The 9,689-nt window shown below is 66.3% G+C and carries 7 protein-coding genes; 3 read left to right on the forward strand and 4 right to left on the reverse strand.

Annotated features, from left to right (window positions below; all coding sequences use genetic code 11):
* The first annotated feature begins 7 nt into the window (after positions 1–7).
* Positions 8–2,368 (forward strand): TonB-dependent receptor, encoded by a 2,361-nt coding sequence (locus tag OJI97_RS14495; protein ID WP_297664612.1) that lies wholly within the window; start codon positions 8–10, stop codon positions 2,366–2,368.
* A gap of 165 nt (positions 2,369–2,533) precedes the next feature.
* On the opposite strand, the gene OJI97_RS14500 is transcribed toward OJI97_RS14495, so the two are convergent.
* The 3 genes from OJI97_RS14500 to OJI97_RS14510 form a co-directional block, all read right to left on the reverse strand.
* The gene (locus OJI97_RS14500; RefSeq protein WP_297664613.1) at positions 2,534–3,025 is read right to left on the reverse strand and encodes an SRPBCC domain-containing protein; all 492 of its coding nucleotides are present in this window, start codon (positions 3,023–3,025) and stop codon (positions 2,534–2,536) included.
* Between the two features lie 16 nt (positions 3,026–3,041).
* On the reverse strand, positions 3,042–4,019 hold the full coding sequence (locus tag OJI97_RS14505) for a flavin reductase (RefSeq protein WP_297664614.1): 978 nt from the start codon (positions 4,017–4,019) through the stop codon (positions 3,042–3,044).
* 134 nt (positions 4,020–4,153) lie between these two features.
* Positions 4,154–5,296, reverse strand: a complete 1,143-nt coding sequence (locus OJI97_RS14510; RefSeq protein ID WP_297664615.1) for a helix-turn-helix transcriptional regulator — start codon at positions 5,294–5,296, stop codon at positions 4,154–4,156.
* Positions 5,297–5,460: 164 nt separating this feature from the next.
* On the opposite strand from OJI97_RS14510, the gene OJI97_RS14515 reads away from it, so the two are divergent.
* Positions 5,461–7,017, forward strand: a complete 1,557-nt coding sequence (locus OJI97_RS14515; RefSeq protein ID WP_297664618.1) for a FadD3 family acyl-CoA ligase — start codon at positions 5,461–5,463, stop codon at positions 7,015–7,017.
* Between the two features lie 182 nt (positions 7,018–7,199).
* Here the strand turns inward: OJI97_RS14515 and OJI97_RS14520 are convergent, their stop codons facing one another.
* Positions 7,200–7,838, reverse strand: coding sequence for a hypothetical protein (locus OJI97_RS14520; RefSeq protein WP_297664619.1), 639 nt, complete (start codon positions 7,836–7,838; stop codon positions 7,200–7,202).
* A 77-nt stretch (positions 7,839–7,915) separates the two neighbouring features.
* Here OJI97_RS14520 and OJI97_RS14525 point away from each other — a divergent pair, with 77 nt between their 5' ends.
* A complete protein-coding gene (locus OJI97_RS14525; RefSeq protein ID WP_297664621.1) occupies positions 7,916–9,511 on the forward strand; it encodes a peptide chain release factor 3 in 1,596 nt (531 codons plus the stop codon).
* Positions 9,512–9,689 lie beyond the last annotated feature (178 nt).

The following is a 9,689-nucleotide window of genomic DNA, read 5'->3' on the forward strand; positions in this document are numbered from 1 at the left end:
GGGACTGATGAATCACCGCACAAATCTTCGCGCCCAGTTGGCCGCCGTCGCGCTGATCGCGCCCTGGATGGCGAGCGCCGCGCACGCACAACAGGCTGCCGCGCCGGCCGAGGACAGCGCATCCCAGGGGCTCAGCGAAATCATCGTGACCGCGCAGAAGCGCGCTGAAAGCCTCCAGGATACGCCGCTCGCGATCAGCGCGATCAATGCCGAGGCGATCGAGCAGCGCGGCATCACCAACGTTGCGGCGCTGGGCAGCGCGGCGCCCAATCTGATCATCACCGAAACCCCCTCGGCGACCGCCAATCCCTCGATTTCGATCCGCGGCATCGTCGACAACGACCCGATCCTGACCGCCGATCCGGCCGTCGGCCTTTATGTCGATGGCGTCATCGTCGGCCGTTCGGCGGGGGCGCTGTTCGACATGATGGATCTCGAACGCGTCGAGGTGCTGCGCGGTCCGCAGGGCACGCTTTACGGCCGCAACACCACCGGCGGCGCGGTCAACCTCATTTCGGCCAAGCCGTCGAAGGAGTTCGGAGGCAAGCTGCAGGTCGGCTATGGCAAGTTCGACGAATATATGGTGAAGGCGCTGCTCGACACCGGCGAACTCGGCGACACCGGGCTCGCGCTGAAGCTCGGCTATTATCACAGCCAGCGCGACGGAACGGTCGATAATCTGCTCGAACCGTCCGACAAGCGCGATCCCGGCGCGCGCAATACCGACGCGGTGCGCGCCGCGGTGCGTTTCGACAAGGGCACCGGCTTCACCGTCGATTATGTCTTCGATTCGAGCGACCGCAATGGCCGCGCCAACGCCTTTCAGCTGCGCGCGATTCGCCAGGATATCCTCGATTATCTGAACGCCTCTCCGGCGTTCGGCGGCGCGGTGCCGCAGGTTTCGCAGGACCGCCTGTCGCAGGTCCGCCTCGACAATGACGGCAATGCCCACGACCGGGTGCAGGGCCATGCACTGACGATCAACTGGGAAATCGGCGACGCGACGCTGCGTTCGATCACCGGCTATCGCAAGTGGGACAATGTCAGCGACAGTTCGGACCTCGACGGCAACGGCGGGCTGCTCGGCTTTCTCGTCAATCCGGCGGTGCTTGCGCCGCCCTATCCCTTCATTCCCGAAGGCGTCGGTCCGATCGACCTGTTCCACACCAGCAACGAACGGCACCAGAAGCAGTTCTCGCAGGAATTCAACCTGATCGGTTCGATCGGTGACGAGTTCGACTATGTCCTCGGCGCCTATTATTTCCGCGAGCGCGCGACCGAGGACAATCCGCAGGGCTTCACGCTGGTTCTCCCGTCGCCGGTGCCGATCCCGATCGCGCCGGGCTTCGACCTGAACAGCTTCGGCGTCAATCTCGATACGCTGCTGTCCTATCGCCATATCTCGCGCTCGATGGCGGCGTTCACTCAGCTCACCTGGAAACCGGCCGCGCTCGACAGCCGGCTGAGCATCACCGGCGGCTTGCGCTATACCGAGGACAAGAAGCATCTGATCCAGTCGGCGCCCGTGCCGCCGGCGCCGCGCGATCTGACGCGCAAGTTCAACCGGCTCAACTGGCTGGCGAACATCTCGTACGACTGGAGCGACGACATCATGACCTATGTCCGTGCGAGCACGGGCTACAAGGCGGGCGGCTTCAACGCGCGTGCGGCGGACAACAACGGCTTCGATCCCGAGGATCTGACCTCCTATGAGATCGGGTTCAAGAGCGAGCTGTTCGATCGCCGCGTCCGCTTCAACGTTGCGGCTTTCCGCGCCACATATGACGATCTGCAGGTGCAGCAATTCCTCGCCGGCACCGGCGGCGCGTCGAGCACCACGGTCAATGCCGCGAAGGCGACCTATACGGGCATCGAGGCCGAGCTTCAGGCGCGCATCTTCGACGGCTTCACCGTCGACGGCTCGTTCGGCTACACCGACCGCAAATATAAGAAGTTCCTTTTCGTCGATCCGTTGACCGGGGTTACCAGCGACATCTCGAAGGTCGCGAAATTCCAATATTCGGCGGCGACGACCGCGAACATCGGCGCGCAATATGAGACGGCGCTCGGCAGTTTCGGCAATTTGACCGCGCGGGCCGACTGGAGCTATCGCAGCAAGATCTATTGGCACCCGGTCAATCCGTTCAACGAGGCGATCGCCGACGGCGGGGTCGGGTTGCTCAACGCGCGCCTGTCGATCTCCGACATCGATGTCGGCGGCGCGAAGGCCTCGATCGCTGTGTGGGGCCGGAACCTGACCAAGGAAGATTATATGCTTTCGGGCATCGACTTCGGCTCGCTGGGTTTCGCCGGCGTCATGTACGGCGATCCGCGCAGCTATGGCATCGAGGTCGGGTTCAAATTCTGACCTGATCCGTTTCGGGTAAAATGGGAAAGCCGGATGCCAAGCGATTGGCATCCGGCTTTTTCTTTGGCCATCGGCATTCGCAAAGGCGCCGCCGATGTTTGCTTTGGGACAGAAGCGGCCATTTCTCGGCAGGAGGCGCCGAATGCCGCACGGCGGCAAGCCGGATCAGGACCCGGCGTGCATTGCCTCGGCCCGCGCCTTCAGCGCACGAGCGGTGTCGTCGAAGGCGCGCTTCACCCATGGGCCCGCGAAGCGCATCACATGGATGCCGTTCGGCCCCAGAAAGGCGTCGGTCGAATGATAGGCGCAGGCCTCCTCGCCCAATGCCTCGATAATCTGGTCGCGTCGCGCGGGGTAAGGCCAGGCGTCGTCGTGCGGCAGCGCCCACGATAGCAGCCGTCCGGGCTCGAAGGCGCAGACATATTCGCAGTTGGGAAAGGTCGCGTCGGGCTCGGTATAGCTTTTCAGCGTCATATGCACCGGCGCGCCCATCTCGAGCGTCGATTCGGCAGCGATACAGAAGGGGTTCCATTCGCCGTAACGCGGCAGGTCGACCAATATCGCCCAGACGAGCGCGGCGGGCGCGGCGATCTCGACGCGCTCGGACCTGACGACCGCGTCGGGGTTCGCACAGGCTTTGTCGTCGAGGTCCGGCATGATGATCTCCCGTGGTTCAGATTTCGCCGGCCGACGCCCAGGGGTCGGGCAGGCCGGGGTCGGTGTGGCGGATGACATGCTTGAGCAGATGCTTGAGCAGCGCCGTTTCATTGTCGTCGAAGGCGCCGAGCGCCTCTTCTTCGGCCGCTTTGGCGGCAGCCGCGAGTTCGATCATCACCCGGCGCCCGGTGTCGGTCAGCCACAGCCGCCCGCTCGCCGCGTCCGGGCGGATGAGACCGCGCGCGGCGAGTGAGGCGACTTGCTGCGGGGTGATGCGCGCGCCGGTGAAGCCGATCATCTCGCCGACCTCCTCGGCGGTGCGTCCGTCGCGGATGCCCAGGATGGTGACGATGAAATGATCCGCGGCGTCGAGCCCATGCTGGACGAGGCTATCCTGCATCCGCCCGTAAAGCTGAAAATGCGCGCGGCCGAGGAGGTAGCCGAGAAAATCCTCGCCGAAGCTGCCCGGCGCCTCCGCGTCGGCGGCCTCGCTCGCGGTCAGCGCCGCGGCCTTGCGCGCCGCGAGCGCATAGCGGCCGCCGTGAAAGAGCAAGGGCGCGCGGTCGTCATGGTCGAAGGCGATCACTTCGCCGACGAAGATGATATGGTCGCCGCCCTCATATTGATAGGCGGTGCGGCACTGGAAGCGCGCGGCGCAGCCCGGAAGCAGCGGCACGCCGCCGGCGCCGCGTTCGGGCGTCAGCGCCGCGAACTTGTCGGCGCCGCGTTTCGCGAAGCCGTTCGACAGCGGCTCCTGATCGGCGGCGAGGATATGGACCGCGAAATGATCGGCGCCGCGGAACGCCTCCATGCTCATCGAACTGCGCGCGAGGCTCCACAGCACCATCGGCGGATCGAGCGACACCGAATTGAAGCTGTTCGCGGTCAGCCCGCAATCCCGCCCCGCCGCATCGCGCGTGGTGACGATCGTCACCCCGGTGGCGAAGGAACCCAGTGCGTTGCGAAAGGCGATCGTGTCCGCGTTGGTCGCCATGGTCTTGCGCGCTCCTGTCCCGCGCCCGGTTGTGAGCGGCGGGATGAGGCTAGAGTCGCCGCGCGGGGGCGCATCGGCCAATTGGACTAGAAGACAGGCTTTGCTCGCAACGACGAGGGAAAAAGCTGCTTATATCATCCCAGCACCGCGACGCTGCGCAGGATCAGCCGGACGAGATCGGCCTGGCGGCCGACGCCGGTCTTGCTGAGGATCGTCTTGCAATAGCTGCGCACGGTATTTTCGGTGAATTCCAGCTTTTCGGCGGCTTCGGACAGGCTGAGCCCCGATGCCAGCAGCGCCGCGAGCTGCGCCTCCGACGGTGTCAGGTCGAAAATCTGCGCGACGAGCCCTTCCAGCGGCTGGCTGTTGTCGAGCCCCGAGACATAGACCACCGCCGCCGGTCCCGCTTCATTGCCATAATGCGACCGCGCCTCGATCGAACGGACGAGAATCCCCAGATGCCGGTCGAAATCGGCCTCGACGCGCAGCCCCTCGGCGAAGCCGCCGCCGTCCCGGTGCGCCGCGACCGCGCTGCCGATCAGCTTCTGGAGTTGCGCATTGCCCGCCTGGCTGGCGAGCGCGAGCCGCCCGCCCGCGCCGCGCAGCCCCTTGTTCGACCGCAGCAGCGCGCGGCCCGCGCTGTTGCTTCGCAGGATTCGCCCCGCGCCGTCGAGAATGAAGGTGCACAGCGTCAGCCGATCGAGCGTATCGATCATCACCTGCACCTCGGTCTCCTCGCGCCGCAGCCGCGCGAAAAGCGCGAGGGACAGTTCGAGGTGCGGGCGCAGCGCGATCAGCATCGCCTTGTCGTCGTCGGAGAAATCCTCGCCGCCGGGGCCGTCGGTCAGGCCGACATTGCCTTCCCACCCGCCGGGTTCGGAGATGTACATGCCGAGCTGATATTCGATGCCATAGGGCCGCAATATCTCGGCATAGAAGCGGCTGCCGTGCAATTCGTCGGCCGAGACGATCTCGCTTAGCCGATAGATGTCGCCAGGTCGCGCGAGCGCGTTGCGCAAGGGGTCGAGGTCGCCGAGTTCGGCGTGGATGCGGTGGATGCGGCGCGCTTCCTGCTCGGCGATCGGCAGCGGCGGGGCCCAGATGATGAAGGGCGGCATCCCCGGACGGCTCAGCCGCAGCGTGATCGCGGCGCTCTGGCGCTGCATCCGGCGGCTCAAGGCTTCGAGGAAGCTCTGCCACGGCGTATCCTCGAGCGGGCCGCGATAGATCAGCGTCACCAGCTCGTCGACTTCGGCAACAGGCTTGTAACTGGGCATTCCGACTCCGTTCCCCGATCCGCCGTTTTCCTTCTATAGGCTGCCTCCTTTGCGCGGCAACATTGATGCCCGGGCCCCCCGTATAGGGGTTGTGGCACGCGGCGCGCCGCGCCACCCGAACGGGGATAGGAAAGGCGCGCGACGCGCGCGCAAACGGAGAGACGATGGCCGTGTCCGAACCGAAGATGACGATCCCGCATATGATCCTCGACGCCGCGGCGACCCACGCCGGCCGCATCGCGATCCGCGGCGAGGATGGGCGCGAGGTGGCCTATGACGATTTGCCGTCACTGGTCGCGCGCAGCGCCGCGGCCTTCATCGCGGCGGGGGTGTCGCGCGGCGACCGTGTCGCGATCTGGGCGCCCAATTCGGTCGAATGGATCATCGCGGCGATCGGCGCGCAGGCGGCAGGCGCGGCGATCGTTCCGCTCAACACCCGGCTCAAGGGCCGTGAGGCAGGCTATATATTGCGGGCGAGCGGGGCGAAGCTGCTCCTCACCGTCGGCGAATTTCTCGGCACCGACTATCCGGCGCTGATCGCGGGCGAGGATCTGCCCGATCTCGCCGGAGTCGTTCTGCTGGAAGGCGAGGGGGAAGGTTTGCCCTGGGGCGAGTTCCTGGCCCGCGGCGAAGAGACTGGCGAAGCCGCAGCCGCTGAACGGCTGGCCGCGCTGGGCGAAAGCGATGTCTGCGACATCCTCTTCACCTCGGGCACGACCGGCAACCCCAAGGGCGCGGTCACCACGCACGGCCAGAATGTCCGGCTCTACCGCGCCTATGGCGGCGGACTCGGCTATGGACCTGGCGATGTGTTCCTGATCATCAACCCCTTCTTCCACAGTTTCGGCTACAAGGCCGGTTGGCTCGTCGGGCTGATGCACGGCGTCACCGTGCTGCCCCATGCGGTGTTCGAAACCGAACGGGTTCTGAACCGCATCGAGGCCGAACGGGTGACGCTGCTGCCCGGACCGCCGACGATCTTCCAGAGCCTGCTCGCCGGCCCTTGGCGCGACCATGATCTGTCATCGCTCCGCGTGTCGATCACCGGCGCCGCGTCGGTGCCGGTGACGCTGATCGAGGAGATGCGCGGCAAGCTCGGCATCGATGTCGTGCTCACGGCCTATGGGCTGACCGAGACGTGCGGCGTCGTGACGATGTGCAGCGCCGGCGACGATGCCGCGACCGTGGCGAATACCGCGGGGCGGCCGCTGGGCGGCATCGAGGTCCGGCTCGTCGATCGCGAGGGAAGGGAAGCCGCGCCGGGCGAAGCGGGCGAACTGCTCGTGCGCGGGCCCAATGTCATGCGCGGCTATTTCAACGATCCCGAGGCAACCGCGGCGGCGATCGACGCCGAAGGCTGGCTCCGCACCGGCGACATCGCGGTACGCGATGCGCGCGGCAATGTGAAGATCACCGACCGCGCCAAGGACATTTTCATCGTCGGCGGCTTCAACGCCTATCCGGCCGAGATCGAGGGTCTGCTCGCCGCGCACCCCGCGGTGATGCAATCGGCGGTGATCGGCGTGCCCGACGAGCGGCTCGGCGAAGTGCCGATGGCCTATGTCGTTCTGCGTCCCGGTGCCGCAGCATCGGCGGGGGAGATCATCGCCTGGTGCCGCGACAATATGGCGAACTACAAAGTCCCGCGCCGGGTGAAGATATTGGATGCGCTACCGATGAATGCGGCGGGTAAGGTGCAGAAATTCCTGCTGCGCGAATAATGGGATTTGGGCTGCTGCCGAGCGGCTGCGGACGTCCGGTATCTCCTAACTTTGTCATCCCCGCGAAAGCGGGGACCCAGTGTGGGGTCAGCCGACGCACGCTTTGAGTCCCCGCCTTCGCGGGGATGGCGAAGATGGGGAAGGGGAGCTCTCCACTCCAAAGCTCCCCCCTGACCGCCAGTCTAATCCTCGCCCAGCCGCACGAACCGCATCTCCCCCTCTGCGCGGTGCAGCGTCAGGCCGCGTTCGGTCCTTTTGGCGCAGGCACCTTCGAAATCGACCACGCCGATGTCGTTGGGCGTGATGATCACGTGCAGCTTGCCGCCGTCGGCATCGGTCAGCACGAAGCGCGGCGCGGTGATGCCGTAAATCGGCTCGCGCACCTCGACCCAGCGCGGGATGCGCGTGTCCTCGTCGGGCATCGTCCAGCCGTCATATTGGGTATAGCCGTCGATCGGATCGCCGCTGTCGAAGCCGATGGTGAAATCGACGCCCGCGACGGTCCGGCCGTTGGGCCAGGTGACCGCGATGGTCGGCACCGCGCCGTCGATCTCGCCGGGCGTGCCCTTCGACATTGCCGGCGGCACCGGCTTGGGCTCGGTGGTCAGGCAGATCGTGTCGCCGCGCGCTTCCCAGCGCCCCTCGGCGCGTTCGTCGAGCGCTCCTGCGGCGAGCCCATATTGAAAGCGGCCGTCATTGCGGATGAGCAGGCCGCCGCCGACATCGGGGCCTTCGGCGATGGCATATTCGCCGACGAAGGGCGAATCCTGCGCGGCGGCGGGGGAGGCGAGCAGGGCAAAGGCGATGAGCAAGGTGCGCATCGTCCGACCATGCGTCCGGCGTGGCGCCGATGCCAGCCCCTTTCCACAATTGCCGCCACCTGCTAGGCGCCCGCGCCATGTCCAGCAACCACCCCGACCGCCGCACCTTCGCCATCATCTCGCATCCCGACGCGGGCAAGACGACGCTGACCGAAAAGCTGCTCGTCGCCGGCGGCGCGATCCATATGGCGGGCGAGGTCAAGGCGCGCGGCGCGGCGCGGCGCGCGCGCTCCGACTGGATGAAGATCGAGCAGCAGCGCGGCATTTCGGTGACCTCGTCGGTGATGACTTTCGAGCACCAGGGGCTCGTCTTCAACCTGCTCGACACGCCGGGGCACGAGGATTTCAGCGAGGACACCTATCGCACGCTGACCGCGGTCGACAGCGCGGTGATGGTGATCGACGCCGCCAAGGGCATCGAGCCGCAGACGCTGAAGCTGTTCGAGGTCTGCCGCCTGCGCTCGGTGCCGATCATCACCTTCGTCAACAAGGTCGACCGCGAGGGCCTGCCGCCGTTCGAGCTGCTCGACGAGGTCGCCGACCGGCTCGCGCTCGACGTCTGCCCGATGAACTGGCCCGCGGGCATGGGCGGGCAGTTCGAGGGCATCTACGACCTCGTCGACCCCGCAATCATGAAGCCCGGCGGCGATGCCTCGCGCATGTATGAGGGGAAGCGGGTCGGCGTCGCGGGGCTGGATGATGCGGCGCTGGCGGCCGAGCTCAGCCCCGACGCGCTCGCGCACCTCAAGGAAGAGACCGAGCTTGCGTCGGCCTGCTACGCGCCCTTCGACGTCGCGGCCTACCGGGGCGGCGACCTGACGCCGGTCTATTTCGGTTCGGCGCTCAAGGAATTCGGCGTCGTCGACCTCTTGAACGCGCTTGCGGCGCACGCGCCCGGCCCGCAGCCGCAGCCCGCCGAGCCCGCGCCGGTGCAGCCGGACGATGAGGCGGTGACCGGCTTCGTCTTCAAGGTGCAGGCGAACATGAACCCCGCGCACCGCGACCGCATCGCCTTCATGCGGCTCTGCTCGGGCAAGTTCGAGCGCGGGATGCGCTTGACACAGGGCGGGACGGGCAAGGCGATCGCGATCAGCCGCCCGATGCTATTCCTCGCGCAGGACCGCGAAATGGCCGAGGAGGCCTTTCCCGGCGACATCATCGGCATCCCGAACCATGGAACGCTGCGCGTCGGCGATACCCTGTCCGAGCGCACCGACATCACCATCACCGGCCTGCCGAACTTCGCCCCCGAACTGCTGCGCCGCGTCGCGCTCGTCGATCCGACCAAGACCAAGCAGCTCAGGAAAGCGCTCGACGACATGGCGGAGGAGGGGATCATCCAGGTCTTCTATCCCGAGATCGGCGCGAACATGATCGTCGGCGTCGTCGGCCAGCTCCAGCTCGAGGTGCTGATCAGCCGCCTCGACGCCGAATATAAGGTCGAGGCGAAGCTCGAGGCGTCGCCCTGGGATACGGCGCGCTGGATCGCGAGCGACGATCCCGCGGCGCTGAAGGCGTTCCAGGCCGACCATCGCGGCGCCAGCGCCACCGACCGCGACGGCGCGCCGGTGTTCATGGCGAAGGATGCGTGGGAGGTCGGCTATGTGACCCAGCGCCACCCGGCGATCCGCTTCACCGCGACCAAAGAACGGCGGTTCGCCGACGCGGGGTAATCGGGACTCGCACGAAGCCACGAAGTCACAAAGAGCTTCCCCCTCTTCCGTTTGTGCTGAGCTTGTCGAAGCACCGGCCTTCTTTGGCGATTATCCCCTTGGCATCCCTAGTTTCGTCATTGCGAGCGAAGCGAAGCAAAAAAAAGAGTGTTTTAAAACCCCCGGGTTGTGTAGGATC

This window comes from Sphingopyxis sp. (assembly GCF_025869345.1).
Lineage (GTDB): Bacteria > Pseudomonadota > Alphaproteobacteria > Sphingomonadales > Sphingomonadaceae > Sphingopyxis.